General features: G+C 65.3%; 1 protein-coding gene. It reads right to left on the bottom strand.

Annotated elements, in window-relative coordinates:
* On the bottom strand, window positions 1-25,953 hold a 25,953-nt coding region (locus V7M64_RS13140; protein WP_333679645.1), incomplete at its 3' end, for an SDR family NAD(P)-dependent oxidoreductase.
* Between the last annotated feature and the right edge of the window lie 56 nt (window positions 25,954-26,009).

Here is a 26,009-nt window from a genome sequence, read left to right as displayed (position 1 = left end):
GCCGCGCAGCCATTGCCGCTGCCAATGCGCGAAGTCCGCGTACTGGATCGGCAGCTCCGGCAACGGCGAGGGCGCGCCCTGCAGGAAGGCGCGATACAGCGCGGCCACTTCGCGCACCACCACGCCCATCGACCAGCCATCGGACACAATGTGGTGCATGGTCAGCAGCAGGATGTGTTCCTGTTGCGCCAGGAGGATCAGGCTGAAGCGCACCAGCGGGCCGGTGGCAAGGTCGAACGACTGGTTTGCTTCCTCCTGCATGCGCAGGCGTGCGCGCGCTTCACGCTCATCGCCAGCCAGTTCGCCGAGGTCGACGATCGCCATCGCTGACGATACATGCGGCGCAATCACCTGCACCGGCTCGCCGTCATGCATGGCAAAGCGGGTACGCAATGCGTCATGGCGGCGCACGATCTCGTTGAGCGTTTTCGCCAGGGCATCGACGTCGAGCTGCCCCCTCAGGCGCACCGCCGCGGGTATGTTGTAGATAGCGCGCTGCGTTTCGAATTGGTCCAGGAACCACAGGCGCTGCTGCGCGAACGACAACGGCAGCGGTTCATTGCGCGGCGCCGGTGGTATTGCCTGCCCGTTCGGCGACGCCGCCACCGCATCGCCCGATTCGATGCGCGCCAGCAGCGCCTGCACGGTGGGCGCTTCAAAGATGCTCTGCACCGGCAACTCGACGCCGAACTCGGTACGGATTCTCGACACCAGTTGCGTGGCCAGCAGGGAATCGCCGCCAAGTTCGAAGAAATGGTCGTCGCTCTCCACGGATGGACGGCCAAACAGCTCCTGCCACATGGCGGTGAGTGCTTGCAGCCGGCTGGCCGGCGGCGCGCCCTGCTCCGCCGTTGCTGCGGCAGGCAGCTCACGGTGCACGGGCTGGCGCGCAAAGTCCGGCACGTCCGGATACGGCACGTCGGTCCAGTAGCGCTCGCGTGCGAACGGATACGTCGGCAGGCTGATGCGTCGCGGATGCGCGTTTGCGTACAGGGCACGCCAATCCAGGTTCAGGCCCTTTGTCCACAGTTTCAGCAGCTTGGCGAATTTGCCCTTGGCCACCCACGCCTGCACCATCGCGGCCAGGTCTTCGTCGCCCGCCAGCATCGACAACGCGCCACGCTTTGCCTGGCCACGATGGATGCCTTCCACGTTTTCACCACCCGCGACGAAGGCCGTCAATTTCTGTTGCAGGTCATGCAGCGAATCCGCCAGCAGTGCCAGGCGCTCTTCCATCGCCTCACGGCCCACCTGCAAGGTGTACGCCACGTTCGCCAGCGTCATATCGGCATGCGGCGAGGCGATCGCCGCCAGCAGTTGTCGTGCGCGCTCTTGCAGGCGCTCCGGATTGCGTGCCGATAGCACGATCATCGCGGGCGCCGACGACATCTGTTCCGCACTGGGTGGCGCCACGTATTCCTCGATTACCACATGCGCATTCGCGCCGCCCGCGCCGAACGACGATACGCCAGCGATGCGTGGCAGCTCGCGCAGTTCGCCATCCGCTTCCATCACGGGACGCGGCCATGGCGCCAGGCTCTGTTGCAGCACGAAAGGTGTGTCGGCGAAGCGAATGCTGGGGTTGGGCGTGCTCGCATGCAGCGTGGGCGCCAGGGCTTGATGCTTCATCTGCATCAGCACCTTGCTGATGGCAACGAAGCCGCTGGCGCTTTCGCTGTGGCCCACGTTCGACTTGTGCGAGCCGATGGCGCAGAACTGGGTGTCCTGCGTCCAGTGGCGGAACGCCTTGGTGAGCCCGGCAATCTCGATCGGATCGCCCAGGCTGCTGCCGGTACCCTGCGCCTCCACGTAACTCACGCAGCGCGCATCGATGCCCGCGCGCTGCATGGCATCGCGCACGACCTGCGCCTGCAGGTTGGGACTGGGCACCATATAGCTGTGGGTCTTGCCGCCCGCGTTGATGGCGCTGCCCTTGATCACGCCATGGATATGGTCGCCATCGGCCACTGCCCGATCCAACGGCTTGAGCACAAGCGCGCCCACCGCTTCGCTGTCCACGAAACCATCGCCGCCCGCGCCGAACGAACGGCACGCATCGCCGCTGGACAGCAGCATCAGCGAAGACAGGTCGATCAGGTGCGCGGGCGCGGTAATCAGGTTCACGCCGCCGGCGATCGCCACCTCGCTGTCGCCGCTGCGCAGGCTTTCGATCGCCAGGTGCACGGCGGTCAGCGATGACGAGCACGCCGTGTCCACCGCCATGCTCGGCCCCTGGAAATTGAACAGGTAGGACACGCGGTTGGCGAACGACCAGAAACGCACGCCGGTGGCGTAGTGCTCGTTCAACACGCCGACGAAGGTGCCGATCTTGCGGCTGCTGCACAGGCTTTCCGGCGTGTAGCCGGCGTCCTCGATGCTGGCGTACACCTCCTGCAGGAACAATCGCTCCTGCGGACTCATCAGCTGCGCTTCGCGCGGGGTGATGTTGAAGAACAGACGGTCGAAGCCAGCGATGTCGTTCAACCAGCCTGCGTAGCGCGTGTTGGTCTTGCCGGGTTGGTTCTTGCGGTCGTCGAAATAGCGGGCGTGGTCCCAGCGCTCCGGCGGTACCGGTGCAATGCAGTTGCGTCCCGCGGCGAGGTTGTCCCAGAACTGGTTGACGTTATCGGCGCCGGGGTAGCGGCCGGAGAGGCCGATGATGGCGATGTCCATGCGCTGGGCGACAGGTGCGTCTATGGATGCCGATGCCTTAGTTGCCGGAAAACCACCCTTCGTCATCCCAGCGAAAGCTGGGATCCAGCGACTTTCGCCCAAAGGCACCGGATTCCAGCTTTCGCTGGAATGACGAGCAGAAATTTCCGGCGGCTGAAAAACCATCGATTCATGTGCTGGGGTGACGAGTGGCGGGGCGGCGGAATCCAACCCCGTCCACCGTACCAACGCCTCCGCTTGGCCCTCCATGAAGTGCTCCACCAAGCGCTCTATCGTCGGGTATTCAAACAACAACGTCGTACTGATGTTGTCCGCCCCAAACACCTCCGCCAGCGCGTTGGTCAACTCCATCACCAGGAACGAATCGATGCCGTATTCGTCAAAGCCGGCGGTGGCATCGATCGCCTCCGGCGCAAGGCCGACGCTCTTGCCGATCAGCTTCTGGAACTCGCGAATGCTTCGGTCGCGCAGCATCTCGCTTGCCACGGCGGCAACAGGTTTCGCATCGCTCATCGTTGCGGTATTCCGGTGAGTGTGCGTGCCGCGCGTCGCATCGGGATCGAAGGCGCGGAAACTGAATTGACTGAAGCGGATGCAGACCAGGCCATCCGCATCGCACAGGTCGATGTCGAGCTTGCGTACCGCATCCGCCGGGGAGCTGCCTTCGCTGTAGCGCACGAGCGCCCACATCCGGGAGGTGCAAGGCGCGCGGACTTCCAACGCTTCCAGTGCGAACGGCAGCATCAGCGTCAGTGTTTCAGGCGATGAGAGCTGCAAGCCGAGCGGTGCCTGCAAGGCGGCATCGAGCAGGCTCGGATGCAAGACGTACTCATCGAATGAAGCGGCAACGGTGTCCGGCAAGGTGATGCGCGCCAGCACCTGGTTGTTGCCGATGAAAAGTTCATCCAGTGCGCGGAAGGCCGGCCCGTAATGCAGGCCGTGCTGCTGGAATATGGCGTGGCATTGCGCGCCGTCGACATGCGTCACGCTGCATTGTTCGCGCCATGCGGCCAGGTCGTGGCGCGCGGCTTGGGCGTGCGCATCAATGGGCGAGGTCCACACGCTGCCCTGTCCATGCAACGACGCCGAGCCATCGATATCGCCATGGATGTCGTAGTGGATCGCGCCACCTGATTCCGCGCGCAGGGTCAGGTGCACGTCCAGGCCCGCATTCGGCACTACCACCGGCCTTGCCCAGGTCACCTTGCGTAATGACAGGCCGTGCTGCGCATGCGTCGACAGCCGCGCCGCCGCAAGCGCCATCTCCAGTTGCGCCACGCCGGGCAAGACGCGCATGCCCGTCACGACGTGGTCGGCCAGGAAGAATTCCCCGCCATGGAAGCGGCTGCTGAAGCGTTGTGCCGACAGGTCAGAGGTGTTGCGATGTAGCAAGGGATGCAGGCATGGCGACGCGGCTTGCACGGCACCCGCATGCGGTTGCGCAAACGGAACGGCATAACGCTCGCGCGCGAAGGGATAGGTCGGCAGGCTGATGCGGCGCGGTATGCGTGCGCCATACAAGGCGCGCCAGTCGACAGCGCTGCCCTTTACCCATGCACTCAGCAGCGCATCCAGGTCGCTGCCCTCCGGCGCAGTAGAAACGGCCGGCGCATCTTTCTGGCGCCGCACTTGTCCGCGGTACAGGCCGTTCTCCTCGCCCGCAAGGAAGCGCATCAGCTTCTCGCGCAACTCGGCGAGCGAGCTGGCGACGAAGCCGAGCCGTTCCTCCATCGCTTCTCGCCCCACTTGCAGCGTGCAGGCCAGGTCATCCAATGCAACGTCAGGCTGCGCATCCAGGAATGCCAGCAGCGCCTGCGCCTGTTCGCGCAGGCGCGCTTCCTGGCGTGCCGACAGCACGATGGCGCAGGGCCGGTTTGCATTCGATGTCATGCGTGCCGGCGGCACGTATTCCTCCAGCACCACGTGCGCATTCACGCCGCCGAAACCGAACGAACTCACGCCGGCGCGGCGTGGCAATGCACGGCCGCGCGCATCGCGCATGGCCGTCCATTCGCGTGCCTCCTGCACCACGTAGAACGGGCTGCCATCCAGCTCGATGTATGGATTGAGCCGTTCGCTGTGCAGGCTTTTGACCAGCGTGCGGTGCTTCATCTGCAACAGCACCTTGACCACGCCCGCGATGCCGGCCGCCAGTTCCAGGTGGCCGATATTGGTTTTCACCGAACCCAGGCCGCAATGTGGCTGCGCCGCGGCGTTGGCGCCGCCATCCGCATACAGGCTATCGAACGCCATCTTCAAGCCGTTGATTTCGATCGGATCGCCCAGCGGCGTGCCGGTGCCGTGCGTTTCGATATAGGTAATGCTGCGCGGATCGACGCCGGCCTCGCGATGCGCCTTCATCACCACCGCGGCCTGCGCCTTGGTATTGGGCGCGGTCAGCGAATTGGCGCGGCCGCCGTGATTCTCCGCGACGCCGCGGATCACACCATGGATGGGATCGCCGTCGCGCTCGGCCTCCGACAACTTTTTCAGCACCAGCATCGCGACACCTTCGCCGCGCACGTAGCCGTTGGCCTCGCTGGAGAAGGTCTTGCAGCGGCCGTCCTCGCACAACATGCCGGATTTATCGAGGCTGATATGCGCCTCGGGCGTCACGATGGTGTTGACGCCGCCGACGATGGCGATGCCTGCATCGCCATTGCGCAGCGCCATTACGCCACGGCGCAGCGCCACCAGCGAACTGGAACATGCCGTTTCCACCGGCTCGCTGGGGCCGTGAAAATCCAGCAGATAGCTGATGCGGTTGGGGCCGACCGAAGGCACGCCGGCGGTGGATGAATACGCCTGCCCCCACAGGTTGGCGCGATGCAGCAGCGTGCCGTAGCCGGGCGCGCCGGTGCCGACGTAGATGGCCGTATCGCTGCCAGCCAGCTGCGAGGCGGCATAGCCGGCATCTTCCAGCGCCTTCCATACGTGGATCATCATCAGGCGCTGCTGCGGATCCATCATCTGCGCTTCCTTGGGCGAGATGCTGAAGAACATCGGATCGAACTCGTCGACACCGTCGATGAAGCCGCCCCACTTGATGCGTGTCTTGTTTTCTTCCCGCGCCGGATCGCCGTAGCACGCGCGCCAATCCCAGCGCTCGGGCGGAATCTCGCTGATGCAATCCTTGCCGTCGCGCAGGTTGCGCCAGAAGGCATCGAGATCGCGCGCCTGCGGTAACTGCCCGCTCATGCCGATGATGGCGATGGGTTCGGGGGCATCGGGTGTGTGCGGAATGCTGACGCTTGCTGTGTGCAGTTGTGCGGGCACCGCACGTTTCGGTGAAGCGGCAACTTCGGCGTCGCTTGCGATCACTGCGTCGTGATGCTCACGCAGCAGGTAGTCGGCCAGGCCGGCTACGGTTGGGTACTCGAAGAAAATCGTGGGCTTCAGCTCGAGCCGGTAGCGGTCGTTGATGGCGTTGCAGAATTCGGTGAGCGTGACCGAATCGAAACCGTATTCGCTGAGCACGGTGCCGCTGTCGATGTCATCCGGCTTGACCTTGATGAGGGCGGAGACGAGGTCGATCAGGGTTTGCTTGACGTCATCCGTTGCGTTTTCTGTCCTCGTCATTCCGCCGGACACTGACATCCGGTGCCTTTCGGCCAGAGTCGCTGGGTCCCGGCTTTCGCCGGGATGACGGGTGGGAGCATCTGGCGATTGAAGCAACAGCGCCGCGCGAATCCGCCCCGCATCCCCCGCCACCACCAGCACCTGATGCAAGCCGCTCGCCAGCGCCTGCCGCAACGCCAGCACGCCACGATCAGTAGCCAGCGCGTGCACACCCAGTTGCTGGGCCACCATCGCGCGCGTGGCGGCGTCCACCTGCATGCCGCCCTCGTCCCACAGCGGCCAGTTGATCGACAGAGTGCGGCCATGCCGCTGGCCGCGTGCCACCAGTTCGGCGCGGTGTTGTGCGAAGGCATCCATGAAGCCGTTCGCCGCGGCGTAGTCGGCCTGCCCCAGGTTGCCCACTGCACCGGCCATGGACGAGAAACAGACGAAGACATCGAGCGCCATGTCGCGGCTGGCGTGGTCGAGATTCAGCGTGCCCGCCACTTTCGCGGCCAGCACTTGATCCAGTTGCTGCCGGGTCTTGCGCACGATGAAGCTGTCGCGCAGCACGCCTGCGCTGTGGATGATGCCGTCCAGGCTTTCGAATTCCTCCGGGATGCTCTGCACCAGCTGCGTCAGCGCGGCGGCATCGGTGACGTCCACCGCGTGATAGCGCACCACGGCGCCGAGTGTTTCCAGCTGCCGCAGGTTCGCCTGGATCGCTTCGTTCAATGGCGAGCGGCCGGTCAGAACCAGCACGGGATTGCGCGCCTGTTGCGCGATGTCGCGCGCGAAGATCAAACCCAGTCCGCCCGCGCCGCCGGTGATCAGGTACACGCCGTGCGCCTTCCATGGCGACGGCGCAGTAGATGACGGTTGCCATTCGGCCCATGCGCCGACCTGGCGCTCGCCGTTGACGTAACGCACAAGGGGTGCCTCGCTGCCGCGGTTGTCCAGCAAAGCCTGCGCGATGTCCTGGCCATGCTCGATGCAGATCATCTGCCCGAACAGGCGCAGGTTCTCCTGTTGGGCGGTACGCAGCATGCCGCCCAAGCCGGCGAGCGTTCGCGCCATGCCCTCGCCCGGCACCGCCACTTGCAACCATGATTTGCCGCGCTGGGTCGCCAACGCCTGCAGATGTTCCAGCAAGCTTGCCGCTGCCGCTTCGTAGTACTGGGCGGGATCGCCTTCCACGGCGAGCGCGAGGCAGGTGGCTTGCGGCATGCAGGCCTGCACGCGCTCGATGACGGCTGCATCGGCGCCGCACACCAGCACGCGATGGTGCGCGATTTCGGCCTCGTCACGTCTCGTTGCGGCTTGCGCGATCCAGGCAGGCTGAAACAGCAGCGTTTCAATCGGCGCACTGGCAGCCGGCATGGGTGCGCTTTCCTGCATGGCAGGTGCCGGCTCGTTGCGTACAACCTGCGCCGGTGCCGCGCTCAGCGTGATCCAGTGGCGCTCGCGCGCGAACGGATACGTTGGCAGGCTGATGCGTCGCGGGTGCTGGTTGCCATACAGGCGCCGCCAATCGAAGGCCAGGCCCTTCACCCAAAGCTCCAGCAATTTGCCGAACTTGCCCTTGGCGATCCAGGCGGACACTGCCGCGTCGATATCGTCATCGCCAACCAGGGCCGACAGGGCATCCTTGTTCGGCTTCACCTGGCCGCGATACAGATCCTCGATGGCGGTGTCTCCCGCCGCATAGGCGGCGAGCTTTTCGCGCAGCTCGTCCAGCGACGTCACCAGCATGGCCAGCCGCTCGTCCATCGCTTCGCGGCCCACCTGCAGCGTATACGCCAGATCGTGCAGCGCGATGGCGTCATCCTCGTCGATCGCCGCAAGCAACTGCCGCACCTGTTCGTGCAGGCGGTCGGCGTGACGCGCAGACAGCACCACGATTGCCGGGCCGCTCCACGCGGACGACGCACGCATCTGGCGGTATTCCTCGATCACCACGTGCGCATTCGCGCCGCCGGCGCCGAACGAGGAAATACCAGCGATGCGCGGATATTCGCGCTTGACGCCATTGACCTCCAGCACCGGGCGCTGCCACGGCGCCAAGGCCTGCTGCACCACGAACGGCGTCTGCGCAAAATCGATGTTCGGGTTGAGCACGTGCGAATGCAGGCTGGGCGCCAGCTGGCCGTGCTTCAGTTGCAGCAGCACTTTCGTCACGCCGGCAATGCCGGCCGCGCTTTCGCAATGGCCGATGTTCGACTTGGCCGAGCCGATCGCGCAGAACTGCGTCGCCGTCGTCCAATGGTGGAATGCTTTGGACAAGCCGGCGATCTCGATCGGGTCGCCCAGGCTGGTGCCGGTGCCGTGCGCTTCCACGTAGCTCAGCGCACGCGCATCCGTGCGCGCTTCGCGCAGCGCGCGCTCGATCACCTTGGCCTGCGCGTTCGGGTTCGGCACGGTGTAGCCGTTGGTGCGGCCACCGTGGTTGATCGAGCTGCCCTTGATCACGCCATAGATGTGATCGCCATCGGCCTGCGCCTGCGCCAGCGGTTTCAGCAATACGGCGCCCACGCCTTCGCCCGGTACGTAGCCTTCGCCGCCTTCGCCGAAACTCTCGCAGCGGCCCTTGCCGGAGATGAACTTGCCTTGTGCCAGCAGCAGGTATTTGTTCGGGTGCACCGATACGTTCACGCCACCGGCGATGGCCGCCGCGCAATCGCCGCGCTGCAGTGCGCGGCTGGCCAGATGGATCGCCGTCAATGACGAGGAGCACATCGTGTCCAGCGCCAGGCTGGGGCCGTTGAAATTGCAGAAATAGGAGATGCGGTTGGCGATCGACGCCGGGCTGCCCGGCAATGCCACGGCACGTCCGCGTTCCTGTTCCTGCGCGCCGTAGAGCTGGTATTCCTCGTACATCACACCGACGAATACGCCGACGTCGCCATCATCAGCGACGTTCTCGCGGGTATAGCCGGCATCCTCCAGCGTGGCGTGCACGCATTCCAGGAACAGGCGTTCCTGCGGATCCATCAGCTCCGCTTCGCGCGGCGAGATGTTGAAGAACAGCGGATCGAACAGGTCCACACCATCGATAAAGCCGCCCCATTTGCCATACGTCTTGCCGGGCTTGTTGCGGTCCTGGTCGAAGTAGCGCGCGTGATCCCAGCGCTCCACCGGTATCTCGGTAATGCTGTCCCTGCCCTGGCTCAGGTTGCGCCAGAACTGCTTGAGATCGTTGGCCTGTGGATAGCGCCCAGCCAGGCCGACAATGGCGATGTCGCCCACCACCGGCGTGCTGCGTGACACAAAGCGCGAGCGCAGCGGGCTGGCCGTCGCGCGCGTGACGGGAAGCTGCGCCGCTTGCACGGCAACCGGCGATGCCGCCGGCGCATCGCCCAGCAACGCGATCAATTCACTTGCATGGCGCTCCACGAAATAACCGGCCAGCGTGGCGATGGTCTGGTATTCGAAGAACAGGGTCTTCGGCAGCGCACCGAACGCCTTTTCCAATTGCGCGGTGAGGTCCATCACCATCACCGAATCGATGCCGTACGCCTCCAGGCGCGCGTTGGCGTCGATGCCTTGCGGCGGCAGCTTGAGCGTGGACGAGAGCAGGCGCAGGAGGTAACGCAGCGTGCGCTCGTGCAGATCGTTCGCCGTGGCTTGCGTCGCATGCGGCGCGGACGGTGTATCGGCTTTTTCTGCAACCTCACCAAGCAGGGCCGCTTGCAAACGCTCGCGCTCGCCTTCGGCCACCAGCACCTGCGCTTGGCCCTGCGCCAACGCGCTGGCCAGCGCCATGCAACCGTTCGCCGTGCGCAGCGGTGTCATGCCCCACTGCTGCTGCAGATGACGACGCGTGGCCTCATCCACCTGCATGCCGCCCGCTTGCCACAGCGGCCAGTCGATCGACAGCGTGCGGCCGTGCCGCGCGCCCTGCTCCACGAGTTCACGGCGATGGTGCGCGAACGCATCCATGAAGGCATTCGCCGCCGCATAGTCCGCCTGCCCCACGTTGCCGACCGCGCCGGCAATGGACGAGAACATCACGAACACGTCCAGGGGCAATTCGCGGCTGGCTTCGTCCAGGTGCAAGGTGCCGTCGACTTTCGCGCGCAGCACGGCGGCCAGTTCGTCCGGCGTTTTCTTCATCAGGAAGCTGTCGCGCAGCACGCCCGCGCTGTGCACGATGCCATGCAGCGCGCCGCATTCGGCCACGATCTCGCGAATCGCCGTTTGTACGGCGTCGCGTTCGCCCACGTCCAGCACGCGGTAGCGCACGCGCGCGCCCAGCGCCTCCAGTTCGGCGAATTGCGCACGCACCGATTCGCCTGGCTGCGAGCGCCCGGTGAGCACCAGCGTTGCGCCGCGCGCCTGGCTGGCGATGTCGCGCGCAAAGATCAGGCCCAGGCCGCCGGCACCGCCGGTGATCAGGTACACGCCGCCGTCTCGCCAGGGCATTGGCGCGTCGGTTGATACCTGCAGCGTTTCCCACGCGGCGATTTGCCGTTCGCCGTGCGCGTAGCGGATGCGCGACGATGGAACATGCAGGTTTTCCAGCAGGACTTGCGCCGCTTCCTGCTGCGGCGCCACGTCGATCACCTGCCAGTGGATGTGCGGATATTCCAGCTGCGCCGTGCGCAGCATGCCAGCCAGCCCGGCGAACACTTGCTCGGCGCCTGTGTCGGGCACCACCACCTGCACCAGCTGCCGGCCCGCTTCGCGACCCAGCGTCGGCAACTTCTGCAACAGATAGTGCGCCGCTTCGGCATAACCCCGTGCGAGATCGATGCTGGCGGCAAAGCTCGCGCAATCGGCTTGAGGCAACTGGGCGCGCACCTTTTCTGCGCTCGTCGCGCCCTGCCCGCACAGCAGCACCAGGTGTTGCGCGATGGCATGGCTCGGCGCCGCCTGGACCGGCAGCGGCTTCCACGCCGGCGCTGCCAACAGCATCCGTTCGGGCGATGCGGACGCATTGCGTGCGGCCGAGGCATGCAATGTCAGTTGCGTGATGCGCGCGCACAGCTTGCCGGCGTCGTCGTACACGTCGATATCGAACTGCCGCGTCGCCTCATCCGACGATGCCACCGCACGCACCCATGCCCATGCCGTGGCGGGACACGTGGATACCGGTTCCAGCGCTCCCACGCTGGCAGGCACCCATACGGCATTCGATGCAGCGCCCTGCACGATGCCCAGCGTTGCCTGCATGGCCGCATCGAGCAGCGCGGGATGCAAGGGATAGTCGTCTTGCGCATCTGGCAGCACCGTCGGCAAAGCGATGCGCGCGAGCGTTTCATCCTGGCCGATCCATAGCTCCTGCACGCCCTGGAACGTGGGGCCGTAACGCAGCCCCATGCGTTCGAACAAGGCATAGCACTGCTGCGCATCCAGCCGTTGCGCGCCGCATCGTGCACGCAATGAATCCAGGTCATGCACGGCCGGCGCCGCATGGCTTGCGGCTAGCGTTGCGTAGCCACGGCTGTAGACCGTCTCGTCGGCGTCGCCATGCAACTCAAACGTAACCAGCTCATCGCCTTGCGGCGTCAAGCTGACATGCACGCCGATGCCGTCGCCAGTCGCCGTGGCCGGACGCAACCACGCTACGTCGTGCAGGCGCAGCGCGAGCGGCTCGCCGATGGATTCGCCGATGGCACGCCGTGCCATTTCCAGCTGCACGGCGGCGGGCATTACACGCGCGCCGTGTACGCGATGGTCGGCGAGGAAATATTCCTCGCCATTGAAGCGCGAACTGAAACGCTGCGCGGCAAAGGTGGAGGTATTGCGGTGCAGGAGCGGATGCAGCACACCCGCGTCCGTCGCCATGGCCGGGCCAGTGGGAATCCAGTAGCGCTCGCCTGCGAACGGATACGTCGGCAGGCTGATGCGGCGCGGACGCCCTCCCTTCGCATACAGGCGCTGCCAGTCGTACGGGAGCCCGTTGACCCACCACTCCAGCAGCTTGGCGAACTGCCCTTTTGCCAGCCACGCGTCGAGCATGGCATCGACGCCATCGCCGCCGGCAAGATTCAATAGCGTGCCCTGCTCAGCGTTGGCATGCCCGCGATACAACCCGTCGATCGTGCTTGCGCCGGTCAGATAGGCGCGCAGTTTTTCGCGCAGCTGGTCCAGCGAATGCACCAGCAGGCCGAGGCGTTCGTCCATCGCTTCGCGGCCGACCTGCAGCGTGTAGGCCACATCGTGCAGCGCATAGTCTGCACTCGCTTCAAGCGCGGACAGTAGACGCCTGGATTGTTCCAGCAGGCGATCCGCGCTGCGAGCGGATAGCACCACCAGGGCGGGACCATTCAAGGCATGCTGCGCTTGGAGCGGGACGCGGTATTCCTCGATCACCACGTGCGCATTCGCACCGCCGGCACCGAACGAGGAAACGCCCGCGAGCCGCGGGTATTCGCGCGGCACGCCATCGACATTCAACACCGGGCGCTGCCATGGCGCCAAGGCCTGCTGCACCACGAACGGCGTCTGCGCAAAATCGATGTTCGGGTTCAGCACCTCCGAGTGCAGGCTGGGCGCAAGCTGGCCGTGCTTGAGTTGCAGCAGCACTTTCGTGACGCCGGCAATGCCGGCCGCGCTCTCGCAATGGCCGATGTTCGACTTGGCCGAACCGATCGCGCAGAACTGCGTATCCGGCGTCCATTGGCGGAATGCTTTCGACAAGCCGGCGATCTCGATCGGATCGCCCAGGCTGGTGCCCGTGCCATGCGCCTCGATGTAGCTCACGGCGCGCGCGTCGATGCGCGCTTCGCGCAGGGCGCGCTCGATCACCTGCGCTTGCGCATTCGGATTGGGCACGGTGAAACCGTTGGTCTTGCCGCCGTGGTTGATCGCGGTTGCCCTGACCACGCCATAGATGTGATCGCCATCGGCCTGCGCCTGCGCCAGCGGTTTGAGCAACACCGCGCCCACGCCTTCGCCCGGCACGTAGCCTTCGCCACCTTCGCCGAAACTCTCGCAGCGGCCCTTGCCGGAAATGAACCACCCCTGCGCCAGCATCAGGTACTTGTTGGGATGTACCGACACGTTTACGCCACCGGCGATCGCCACCGAACAGCCGCCCTGGCGCAACGCCTGGCAGGCCAGGTGGATCGCTGTCAGCGACGAGGAACACATGGTGTCCAGCATCAGGCTGGGGCCGTGGAAGTTGTAGAAATACGAGATGCGGTTGGCGATGGAAGCCGGGCTTCCCGGCACCGCGATCGGCCGGCCGAGCGCCTGCTCCTGCGCGGCGAGCATGCGGTATTCCTCGTACATCACGCCGACGAACACGCCGACGTTGCCATCATGTGCAACGTTCTCGCGCGTGTAGCCGGCATCTTCCAGCGTGGCGTGCACGCATTCGAGGAACAAGCGTTCCTGCGGGTCCATCAATTCCGCTTCGCGCGGCGAGATGTTGAAGAACAGCGGATCGAAGCGGTCGACGCCGTCGATAAAGCCGCCCCACTTGCCGTAGCACTTGCCCGGCTTGCCGCGCTGTTCGTCGAAATAGCGCGCGTGGTTCCAGCGCTCCGGCGGAATCTCGGTGATGCTGTCGCGACCCTGGCTCAGGTTGGCCCAGAACTGATCCAGGTCCATCGCCTGCGGATAACGGCCGGCGAGCCCGATGATGGCGATCTCGCCAACCTCATCGTTCGTATCTTTGTGGCGGGCCGGCGCCGCGTAACGTGATTGTTGCGCACCAGGTACGGGCCGCATGCGTTCGGCTTTTTGCGCAGGCGGTGGTGTGGCGATTGCTGCAACGGCGCGGCGCTCGCCCAGCAGTGCTGCCATCGCTGCGCGATGATGCTGCACGAAGTAATCGCTCAGCGCGGCCAACGTCTGGTATTCGAAAAACAGCGTCTTCGGCAACGGGCCGAATTGCCGCTCCAGCGTGCGCGTCAGCTCCAGCACCATGATGGAATCGATGCCATAGGCTTCCAGTTGCGCCTGCGGATTGATCTTGTGCGCGGGGGTTTTCAGGGTGGTGGCGAGGAAATGCACGAAATGGCGAATGGCGCGTGCGTGCAGGTCGTCAGCGACCTCGGGTTCCGCTGCGGCTTGCGCATCAGGCATGGCCACATCGTCGGCCATGCGGACACGATCGCCAATGGGTGCAGGATCCAGCATGCGCAGGCCAAGCTGCAGAAAGCGCAGGCATACCTTGCCCTGTTCGTCGCAGACGTCGATGTCCACGATGCGCACCGCATCGCTAGTCGAGCTCCCGCCACGCACGACCACCCGTGCCTGATCAGGGCATGGCGCCAGCACGTCCAGGCGCTGCAGTGCGAACGGCAGCATCAAGGCAGGTTCGCGCCCTGCGCCGATATCCAGGCCGATCGCCGCCTGCCATGCGGCATCGAGCAGGCTGGGATGCAGCACGTAGCGATGCTTGCCGGCAAGCTGCGACGGCGGCAGCGCGATCTGCGCGAGCGCCACGCCCTCGCCCGCAAAAAGCGACAGCAATCCCTGGAAGCCCTCGCCATAGTGCAGCCCCAACCGGTGGAACGTGTCGTAGCACGCAGCGGCATCCCAATGCGCCCGCGTGCATGACTCGCGCAGCGCTGGCAGGTCGTGGGCAGCCGGTTCCGAAGATGCGGTCGTTTGGGTCGCCACGCCACGGCTGTAGATCGCGGCCTCGCCGTCGTCCAGGTCCGCATGCACCTCGTAGGCGATATCGCCGTGCCCGTCCACGCGCAGCGACACATGCAGCTGCACGCTGTGTTCGGCGCACAGCACCGGACGCTCCCACACGATGTCTTTCAGGTGCACGGGCACTGGCGCATCCAACGCGGCGCTCGCCGCGGCACGCGCCATTTCCAGCTGCGCCACGCCCGGCAGCACGCGCTTGTCGCGCACGATGTGATCGGCGAATACGAATTCGTGGCCATCGAAGCGGCTGCTGAAACGCGGCCCCAGCAGGTTCGAGGTATTTCGGTGCAGCAAGGGATGCAGCATGTCGACGCCCGCTGCCGCCGGCAAATTGGCGCTGCCGGCTTCGATCCAACAACGCTCGCGCGCAAAGGGATAGGTCGGCAGGCTGACCCGGCGCGGCTTGCGCTCGCCCTGCAACGCAGCCCATTCCACGCGCTGGCCGTTCACCCATTGCGCGAGGAGGCGTGTCCATTGCCCCCGTGCGGCTTCGCTGCGCAACGTGGCGTGCGCATCGTCGTGCATGGGCCCTGCGGCAAGTTTTTCGCGCCGCGCCTGTCCGCGATGCACATTGACGCCTGCATCACCGGCAAGGAAGCGTGTCAATACGTCGCGCAGCTCCTCGTGCGTGCGCACGCTGGCGGCAAGCCGTTCTTCCATGCTTTCGCGGCCCACCTGCAAGCTGTAGGCGATATCGTCCAGCGCGAGTTCCCGCGCAGCGGGCGTCGCAAGGAAATCGATCCATTGGCGAACCTGCGCGCGCAAGCGTTCCTCGTTGCGCGCGGAAAGCACGAAGGCGACCGGTTTGCCGGAGGGTGCGGTTGCTGCCGGCGCCACGTATTCCTCCAGCACCACGTGCGCGTTGACGCCGCCGAAGCCGAACGAACTCACGCCCGCGCGGCGTGGCAACGCTTCACCGTGCGCGTCGCGCAGCGGCTGCCATGGGCGTGTTTCGTTGACCACGTAGAACGGACTGCCGTCCAGCTGGATATACGGATTGATCCGCTCGCCATGCAGGCTCTTCACTAATGTGCGGTGCTTCATCTGCAACAGCACTTTCACCACGCCGGCGACCCCGGCCGCCAGTTCCAGGTGGCCGATATTGGTTTTCACCGAACCCAGCCCGCAGTGCGGCGCCGTCACGGCGCTGTCGCCGTACAGCGCCTGGAACGCTGTTTTCAAACCATTGATTTCCACCGGATCGCCCAACGGCGTGCCGGTGCCGTGCGCTTCGATATAGCCCACCGTGCGCGGATCGATGCCGGCCTGCGCATACGCGCGCCGCACCACGTCCGCTTGCGCATTCGGATTGGGCGCGGTGAGCGAGTTGGCGCGGCCGCCATGGTTTTCCGCCACGCCGCGTATTACGCCGTAAATGTGATCACCGTCGCGCTCGGCATCGGCGAGTTTCTTCAGCACCAGCATCGCCACGCCTTCGCCGCGCACGTAGCCGTTGGCGTCGGCGGAGAAGGTCTTGCAGCGGCCGTCTTCGCTCAGCATGCCGGCCTTGGTGAAGCTGATGTGCAGGTCGGGCGTGATCAGCGTGTTCACGCCGCCGACGATCGCCATCGACGACTCCCCGCCCTGGATCGCCGCCACGCCGCGGCGCAAGGCGACCAGCGAACTGGAGCAGGCGGTTTCCACCGGCTCGCTCGGCCCATGCAGGTCGAGGAAATAGCTCATGCGGTTCGGCCCGACCGAGGCCACCGCGCCGGTGGCGGAATAGCCTTCGATCGCCGTCATCGCGCGCGCGATCAAGCTGCCGTAGCCGGTGCCCATGGTGCCGACGAAAATCGCCGCGTCGCTGCCCGCCAGCGCGGGACCGGCATAGCCGGCATCCTCCAGCGCCTTCCAGATGTGGATCATCATCAGGCGCTGTTGCGGATCCATCAGTTCGGCCTCCTTCGGCGAGATGCCGAAGAACAGCGGATCGAACTCGTCCACGCCATCGATGAAGCCGCCCCACTTGATGTGCGTTTCGCCCTGCCATGCGCGCCAGTCCCAGCGCGACGGTGGAATCTCGCTGATGCAGTCGCGCCCTTCCAGCAGGTTGCGCCAGAACGCATCGAGGTCGGGCGCCTGCGGGAACTGGCCGCTCATGCCGATGATGGCGACGGGTTCGTTGTTGGTTGCGGTGGGCGGCGTGGGTTTGCTGCTGCGGGTCCAGCCACGCGTGCGTGCGCGCTCCTGCGTGTGTACGGCAGCCTGCTTCGGCTCGATGGTCGGTGTGGCGGTTGCCTCGAATAGGGCGCGGTGCTCGCGCACGAGATAGGCGGCCAAACCGTCGATGGTGGGGTATTCGAAGAACAGTGTGGGTTGCAGTTCCAGTGCGTAGCGCTGGTTGATGGCGTTGCCGAATTCGGTCAGCGTGACCGAGTCGAAGCCGTATTCGCTGAGCGCGGTTTCGCCGTCGATGTCTTCGGGTTTGACCTTGATGAGGGCGGAGGCGAGGTGGATGAGGGTTTGCTTGGCTTGGTCCACAAGTTGCCCACTTGCGTGCGAACCCAATTCCATCATTCCTGCGAAAGCTGAGGCGCTTCTCAACAGCGAATGCTGGTCAATCCAGTGTCTTTCTGCCGAAGCCGCTGGGTCCCGGCTTTCGCCGGGATGACGAGCGGGGGTGCTCCGCGATTCCATTTCCGTCATTCCTGCGGAAGCTGGCATCCAGTGCCTTTCGGCTGAAGTCGCCGGGTCCCGGCTTTCGCCGGGATGACGGGCGGAGGGTTCAGGACGTTGGGGAGAAAACGAGAGCGCCGCGCGAATGCGCACCGCATCGCCCGCCACCACCATCGCCTGCGCTTCGCCGCTCGCCCAGATCCGCCGCAGTGCCGCCACACCATCGTCCGTGTGCAACGGCCGCATGCCCCATTGGCGCAACAGCATGGCGCGCGTCGCATCATCCACCTGCATGCCGCCTTCTTCCCACAGCGGCCAGTTCACCGACAGCGTGCGGCCATGCCGTTGCCCCTGCATGAGCTGCGCATTGCGACGATGCACGAACGCATCCATGAACGCGTTCGCCGCCGCGTAATCCGCCTGACCGACGTTGCCGATCGCACCGGCGATGGACGAGAACACGATGAAGGCATCGAGCGCGACGTCGCGGCTGGCTTCGTCCAGATGCAATGTGCCATGCACCTTGGCGTTGAATACGTCATGCAATTGCGCTGGCGTTTTCCGCGCCAGATAACTGTCGCGCAGCACGCCGGCACTATGGATGATGCCATCCAGGCTTTCGAATTCTTCGGGAATGCCTTGCACCAGCGACGTCACCGCCTGCGCATCGCCGACGTCCACGGCGTGATAGCGCACTACCGCGCCCAGCGCTTCCAGTTCGCGCACGTGCGCCTGGATGCCTGCGTGCATGTGCGTGCGCCCGGTCAGGATCAATACCGGATTGCGCACCTGCGTGGCGATGTCGCGCGCAAAGATCAAGCCCAGGCCGCCGGCGCCGCCGGTGATCAGATAGACACCGTTCGCCTTCCATGGGCTTGCCGTGTCGGCCGGCGCCGTAAAAACTTCCCAGCCGGCTACCTGACGCATACCGCCGGCATAGCGCACGCGGGGTGCCGCGCCGTCGCGGTTGTCGCGCAATATCTGCACGAGATCCTCGCCCTGACCGATCTCGATCACTTGCCCGCGCAGGCGTGGATGCTCTCGTTGCGCCGTGCGCAACATGCCGTCCAGGCCGGCGAAAAGCTGTCCGTCGCCCTGCGCCGGCACCGCGACCTGCATCAGCGCATGGCCGGTTTCGCGGCTCAGCGATTGCAGCTGTTCCAACAGCAGTTGCGCGGCGGTTTCATAGCTGCCGGCGGGATCGGGTGCGAGCGCGACCTCGGCCACCATGGTGCCCGGCATGCGCGCGCCGACGTCGGCGGCACGCACGTCCGGCAGGCCGCACAGCAGGACATGGTGCGCGGCCGGCATGTCATCGGCTGCGGCGGAAGGCACAGCCGATGTCCACACCGGGCGCATCAGCAAGGCATCGCCATCCTGCGCGTCACGCGTTGACGCCCCCGCCACGGCGCGCAGCTCCAACTGCCGCAGCCGCACGCACACCGTACCGCTGTCGTCGCACACGTCGATGTCCAGGCGCTGCGTCTCCTCACCGCTGCTGCGGATAACGGCCCACATGTTTGCGGCGCACGGCGCAAGCACGTCCATGCCGCCGAGGGCGAACGGCAGCTGCAGCGATGATGGCGGACTCAGCAGCAGCGTCGCCTGCAAGGCCGCATCCATCACGCTCGGGTGCAGCACGTAACCATTGCGCGCGGCCTGTTTTGGCAAGGCGATGCGCGCCAGCACTGCCCCATGGCCGACAAACGCTTCGGCCAGGCCGCGGAAGGATGGGCCGTAATGCAGCCCCAGCGAATCGAAGCGTGCGTAGCATGCCGTTGCATCCAGGTGCGAAAGCGAGCATTGCTGCCGCAGTGCAGCCAGGTCGTGCGTAGATGCGGCATCGGCTGTTTCGACCGCGACCACGCCACGGCTGTGAACGGTGACGGCGTCGCCGTCCTGGCGATAGATCTCGGCATCGAGATCGCCATCATCGCGCGGCTTCAATGCCACGTGCAGATCCACGCCAGCGTCATCGACGCGCAGTGGGCGAAGCCAGGCGACGCGCTTCCAGCGCAGCGCTTCACCGGCATCGAAGGCCTGCTCCGAGGCGTGACGCAGCATTTCCAGTTGCGCCACGCCGGGCAGCACCCGATGGCCTTGCACGACATGGTCGGCCAGGAAAAATTCCTCGCCGCTGAAGTGCGTGCTGAAACGCAAGCCGTCGACGTTGGAACTGTTCCGGTGCACCAGCGGATGCAGCGATGCCGTTATCTCGCGCGCCGTTTCGCTGACCGCAATCCAGTAACGCTCACGCGCAAACGGATAGGACGGCAGGCTGATGCGCCGCGGCCGCGGCCCCGTTGCGTACAGGCGCTGCCAATCGAAAGGCAAGCCCTTGGTCCACAGGTCGAGCAGCTTGCCGTGCTTGCCCTTGGCGAGCCACGCCTCGACGATGGCCGGCAGGTCGTCGTCGCCAGCGAGCGCGGCGAGTGCTTCCTTGTTGCGTTTCACCTGGCCGCGGTAAAGCTCGTCAACCGAGGTTTCGCCATTGAGATAGGCATGCAGCTTTTCGCGCAGTTGATCGATCGAATGCGCGACGATGCCCAGCCGCTCCTCCATCGCTTCGCGGCCCAACTGCAGCGTGTAGGCAAGATCGGCCAGCGCGATCCTCTCCCCTTGTGTATCGAGCAAGGCGAGCAAACGCTTTACCTGCTCGCGCAGGCGGTCTTCCTGACGCGCGGAGAGCACGACCAGCGCAGGACCATCGAGCGTGATCGTGCGCGGTGCAGGCTCGCGGTATTCCTCGATCACCACGTGCGCATTCGCGCCACCGGCACCGAACGAGGAAATACCGGCAATACGCGGGTATTCGCGCTGCACGCCGTCGATGTCCAGCATCGGCCGCTGCCACGGCGACAGCTCCTGCTGCACCACGAAGGGCGTCTGCGCAAAATCGATGTTGGGATTGAGCACGCGCGAATGCAGGCTGGGCGCCAGCTGGCCGTGCTTGAGTTGCAACAGCACTTTCGTGACGCCGGCAATGCCGGCCGCGCTTTCGCAATGGCCAATGTTCGACTTGGCCGAACCGATCGCGCAGAACTGCGTATCCGGCGTCCATTGGCGGAACGCTTTGGACAAGCCGGCGATCTCGATCGGGTCGCCCAGGCTGGTGCCGGTGCCGTGCGCTTCCACGTAGCTGATGGCGCGCGCGTCGATGCCGGCCTCGCGCAATGAGCGTTCGATCACTTTCGCCTGGGCCTGCGGATTGGGCACCGTGTAGCCGTTGGTCTTGCCGCCGTGATTGATCGCGGTGGCCTTGATCACGCCGTAGATGTGGTCGCCATCGGCCTGCGCCTGCGCGAGCGGCTTGAGCAACACCGCGCCCACGCCCTCGCCCGGCACGTAGCCTTCGCCGCCTTCGCCGAAACTCTCGCAACGCCCTTTGCCGGAAATGAACTTGCCCTGCGCCAGCATCAGGTACTTGTTCGGGTGGATCGATACGTTCACGCCACCGGCCACCGCCACCGCGCAACCGCCGCGCTGCAGGCTTTGGCAGGCCAGGTGAATCGCCGTCAGCGACGAGGAGCACATGGTGTCCAGCGCCATGCTGGGCCCGTGGAAATTGCAGAAATAGGAAATGCGATTGGCGACTGATGCCGCGCTGTTGAGCATGGAAAGGTTGTTGCCCCGCGCCTGCTCCTGGGCGCCATACAATTGATATTCCTCGTACATCACGCCGACGAACACACCCACGTCGCCATCGTCGGCGACGTTCTCGCGCGTGTAACCGGCGTCCTCCAGCGTCGCGTGCACGCATTCCAGGAACAGGCGCTCCTGCGGGTCCATCAATTCCGCTTCGCGTGGCGAGATGTTGAAGAACAGCGGATCGAACAGATCCACGCCGTCGATAAAGCCGCCCCATTTGCTGTAGGTCTTGCCGGGCTTGGTGCGATCCGGATCGAAGTAGCGCGTGTGGTCCCAGCGCTCCAGCGGTATCTCGGTGATGCTGTCCTTGCCCTGGCTTAAGTTTCGCCAGAACTGCTCAAGATCGTTGGCCTGCGGGTAACGGCCGGCCACGCCGATGATGGCGATGTCGCCTATGTCTTCGCGACGCGTGGCCGTGCCGGGCCGCGTGGTTTCCATGCGCGTACCGAAGCGCGGGCGGCGGCGCAGATCCATCGCAACGGGTGGCGCGGCAGGTTCGCTGCGTACCGGTGCGCTCGCGGTTTCTTGCGCGGGTTCGCCGAGTGCCGTCACCAGACGCTCGCGATGGTTCTGCACGAAATACGTCGCCAACGCGGCAATCGTCTGGTATTCGAACAGCAGCGTCTTGGAGAGCGGGCCGAAGACCTGCTCCAACGTGCGCGTCAGGTCCATCACGAGGATGGAATCGATGCCGTAGGCTTCCATCGGCGCGCGTGCATCGATGCTCCCGGGTGCGCGCTTGAGCGTGCCCGACAGCAAGCGGACGAAATAGCGCGTGGCCTTGTCCTGCAGTTCGCCGGATGGCGCGCTGGCCGCCGGCTCAAATTTCGCCGGCACTGCATCAATGCTTGCGGCGCCGCTCAGGCTGGATGCGAAACGCCCGATCGCCCCTTCGGCCACCAGCACCTGCGGCAGGCCGCTGGCCAGTGCCTGCGCCAGCGCCGCGCAACCGCTGGCCGTGCGCAGCGGAATGAGGCCCGTGCGCTGTGTCATGTCTTCGCGTGTGGAGGCATCCACCTGCATGCCGCCCGCTTCCCACAGCGGCCAGTTGATCGACAACGTGCGACCGTGACGCACGCCTTGGACCACCTGTGCCGCACGGTGATGCGCAAACGCATCCATGAACGCGTTCGCCGCCGCGTAATCGGCCTGCCCGACGTTGCCGAGCGCGCCCGACGTCGACGCGAAGCAGATAAAGCAATCGAGCGCCATGTCGCGCGTGGCTTCGTCCAGGTGCAAGGTGCCCGCCACCTTGGCGTGCAGCACCTCGCGCAATTGCTGGCGTGTTTTCTTGAGGATGAAGCTGTCGCGCAGCACACCCGCCGCGTGGATCACGCCGCGCAGGCCGCCATGGACATCGGCCAGCTCGCGTACGAGTTGCAGCACCGCATCGTGGTCGCCCACGTCGAGCTGACGGTAATGCGCACGCGCGCCCAGCGCTTCCAATTCGGCGAGCTTGCCGCGTGTAGCCTCACTGGGCGCCGAACGCCCGGTGAGGATCAGTGTTGCGCCACTGGCCTGGCGCGCGATGTCGCGCGCGAAAATCAGGCCCAATCCGCCCGCACCGCCAGTGATGAGATACGCGCCTTGTGCCTTCCACGGCGAGGCGGCATCGATGGAAGCCGGCCGCTCCACCCAGCGACCCACCTGGCGCATGCCGCTGGCGTAGCGGATCTGCGAGGCAGCGCTGTTGCGGTTTTCCAGCAGCGCCTGCGGCACGTTTTGCCCGGCCTCGACTTCGATCAACTGGCCGACGATGCGCGGGTTTTCCAATTGCGCCGTGCGCAACATCCCGCCAAGGCCAGCCATGCTGCGGCCGATGCCCTGGCTGGGTACGACGACCTGGATCAGATGGCGGCCCGCCTGCGCGCTCAAGGACTGGATCTGCTCCAACAACACCCCGGCAGCCGATTCGTAGCGCTGCGCCAGCGCATCGCCGATGCCTAGACCGATGCACGCCGCATGCGGCAAGCCCGCCTGCACCTCGCCCGTTATCGCCGGCAAATTGTCTTCTTCGACGCAAAGCAGAACGACGTGCTGCGCATAGTCCACCGCGTGTTCCGAGTCCGTTGGCGCAGCCCAGTCCAGCTGAAACAGCGCCGTGCGCACCGGGTCGCCGGCATCCGCTTGCGCAACCGTGCGCAGGCAGCATTCGCCGAAGCGCACGCATACCGATCCCGTTTCGTTACACAAATCGATATCGAATTTCTGTAACGAACGCTCCGTTGCATGGCCGGCGCTGCGGCGTATCACGGCCCACATCTGACCCGTGCAGGGAGCGATCACTTCCAGCGAGCGGAGCGCGAACGGCAGCAGTGGCGTGCTGTCGCCGGTGCCTTGAACATGAAAAACGATCGCCGCCTGCAGCGCCGCATCGAGCAGGCTGGGATGCAGTGCGTAGCCATTCCGTGTCGGCTGCAGCGTCGCCGGCAACGCGAGCTGCGCAAGCGCATGTTCGCGATCGACGAACAGCGCGCCCAAGCCGCGATGGCCGGCACCATAGGCCAGGCCCATCCGTTCGAGCATGGCATAGCAGGCTTCGGCATCCAGCTGCGCTTGCGCGCCTTCCCCGCGCAAGGCCGGGATATCCACGACCGCCGCTGACGGCGCTTGCGCATCGATGCTCACCGCGCCCTGGCTGTAGACGGTGCCCTCGCCCTCCGTGTCGCCGTACAGCTCGAAACTGAATTCGCCTTGGCCTTCCGCGAACAGCGCGATATGCAGATCCCGCGTTTCGCCTTCCGCCACGACGGGCCGCATCCAGACGACGTCCTTCAGCCGGCAGGCGCCGGTACCCGCGGCGGCCTGTGTCGCGGCGAAGTACGCCATTTCCAGTTGCGCGGCGGCCGGCAGCGTGGCGCGCCCCTGCACCACATGATCGGCCAGAAAGAATTCCTTGCCGCTGAAGCGGCTGGTGAAGCGCAGCCCGGCGGCGTTGGATGTATTGCGATGAACCAGCGGATGGATGGCCAAAGACGGCATGGCCGACGAAGCCGGTCTCGCATCCACCCAATGCCGCTCCCGCACGAACGGATACGTCGGCAGCGCCAGGCGTCGCCTGGGCGATGGATGCAAGGCGCGCCAATCGATCGCCTGCCCCGCCACCCACTTCGCCGCCACGCTTGGCAGATCGTCGTTCGATGCCAGCCATGCCGCGGATTCCGCCGCTTGTGCCAGCATCTCCGCCGATAGCTCTTGGCAGAAAACGCCATCTTGCGTGGCCGATGCCAGCCAATTTTCCAATTGGCGTTGCAGGGCGTCGAACGAATCGGTCACCAGCGCAAGCCGCACGGCCATGGCCTGGCGCCCAACTTGCAGCGTGTACGCCAGATCGGCCAGGCCGGCGCGACGGATCTCAGTCGATGCGACGGCATCCAGCAACTGCTGCACGCGTTCGCGCAACACCGGCATGGTCTTGGCGGAGAGCACGATGATTGCCGGCGCATCATCGGCGGTCACTTCCGCTTGCGGCGCGACGTATTCCTCGACGATCACGTGCGAGTTCACGCCACCGAAGCCGAACGAGCTGATGCCGGCGCGGCGCGGAAGCGGCTTGCCGTTTTCGTCGAGCTTCGCCGGCCAGGCTTGCGCCCGGTCGACCACGAAAAACGGACTGCCCTCCAGCGCGATGCGGGGGTTGAGTTTCTGGTAATGCACCAGTGGCGGAAAAACCTGATGCCGCATGCACAGGATGGTCTTGATCAAACCGGCCAGTCCCGCCACCGATTCGAGGTGCCCGATGTTGGTCTTGACGCTGGCGATGCCGCAGGCGTGTTCCCGCAGCACTTCGCCGCGCGCGGCTGCGACGCGTGCAAAGGCCATCTTCAAGCCTTCCACTTCGATCGGATCGCCCTTGGGCGTACCGGTGCCATGTGCTTCGACGTAACCGATGCTGCCGACCGGCACGCCCGCCTGCCGCAATGCGTCGGCGATCACGTTCGACTGCGCTACCGAACCCGGATAGGTGACGGTGCGCGCGCGTCCGCCATGGTTCACGGCCGAGCCGCGCAATACGGCAAGGATGCGGTCGTTGTCGCGGATCGCATGATCGAGCCGCTTGATCAGGATCATCGCTGCGCCTTCGCCGCGCACGTAGCCATTGGCGCGCTCGTCGAAGGTCTTGCAGCTGCCGTCCGGCGACAGCATGCCGGTCTTGGAAAACGAGATGAAATGCGTGGGGCTGCACAGCACGCTCACCCCGCCAACCAGGGCGTGCTCGCATTCGCCGCGGCGGATGGCGTGCGCCGCCTTGTGCAGCGCCACCAGCGAACTCGAGCAGGCCGTATCGATGGGCAGGCTCGGACCGTGCAGATTCAGGAAATAGGAAATGCGGTTCGGGATGAGCGCGGTGTGCGTGCCGGTGGAAACGTGCCCTTCGATGGCGTCGAGCGCGTGGCGCAGATGATCTTCGTAGTCGAAATTGAACACACCGATGTACACGCCGGTGTTGCTGCCGCTGAACACGCCCGGATCGTAGCCGGCGTCTTCCAGGCAGGCCCAGGCCTGCTCCAGCATGATCCGCTGCTGCGGATCCATCACACGCGCTTCGCGCGCGGAAATGCCGAAGAAGTCCGCATCGAAGTGCTCGACACCGTCGATGAAGCCGCCCCACTTGCTAATGGATTTGTTTTCGTCCTGCACCTGCGCGGAATAGAACGCTTCCTTGTCCCAGCGGCTGGCGGGAATCTCGCTGATGCTGGAACGCCCCTCGCGCAGGTTGGCCCAGAACTGTTCGTAGTTGGCGGCGCCTGGAAGGCGGCAGGCCATGCCGATGATGGCGATGTCGGCTTCACGAGGCGCCGCGACTGCCGGCGTGCTTTCCTGGAACGTATCCCGCTGAACATTCATGGCCATACATATCCTGTAGCGTGTTCTTTCGGATGCCGCATCACGCGGCCTTGCTT

This window comes from Dyella sp. (genome assembly GCF_036746095.1).
Lineage (GTDB): Bacteria > Pseudomonadota > Gammaproteobacteria > Xanthomonadales > Rhodanobacteraceae > Dyella_B.
This window is presented reverse-complemented; position numbering and strand designations above follow the sequence as displayed.